Source organism: Staphylococcus sp. HGB0015, from assembly GCF_000411275.1.
Lineage (GTDB): Bacteria > Bacillota > Bacilli > Staphylococcales > Staphylococcaceae > Staphylococcus > Staphylococcus schleiferi.
Window position 1 is genome coordinate 293943 of sequence record NZ_KE150418.1, and the last position, 420, is coordinate 294362.

The window sequence follows — 420 nt, forward strand, 5'->3', positions numbered from 1 at the left end:
TTCAGCTTTATGACCTTTGTCGGCTTTGTTGTCTTTGTCGCCTTTGTCTTCAGCTTTGTTACCTTTGTCGGCTTTGTTGTCTTTGTCGCCTTTGTTGTCTTTGTCGCCTTTATCTTCGGCTTTATTACCTTGATCGTCTTTGTTGTCGTTTTGTCCAGCTTGGTTATCATTGTTGTTGTTATCAGATGGGTTTGTTGTACCATCATCTTTTTTAGGTGCTTGGCTGTCGTTTAATTTTTTAGCTTCAGCAAGGATTTCTTTACTTACGCTTGGGTCATCTTTAAGGCTTTGGATGAAACCATTACGTTGTTCTTCAGTAAGGTTAGGTAAGTGTAAGATTTCATAGAATGCGTTTTGTTGAGCTTCGCTATAATCAGGAGCAGCTTGGCTGTCGTTTAATTTTTTAGCTTCAGCAAGAAT

At 39.0% G+C, this 420-nt stretch carries 1 pseudogene; it reads right to left on the reverse strand.

Annotation, left to right across the window (positions count from 1 at the left end):
• Positions 1 to 420: pseudogene (gene spa, locus HMPREF1208_RS12440) on the reverse strand (staphylococcal protein A); the annotation flags it as partial.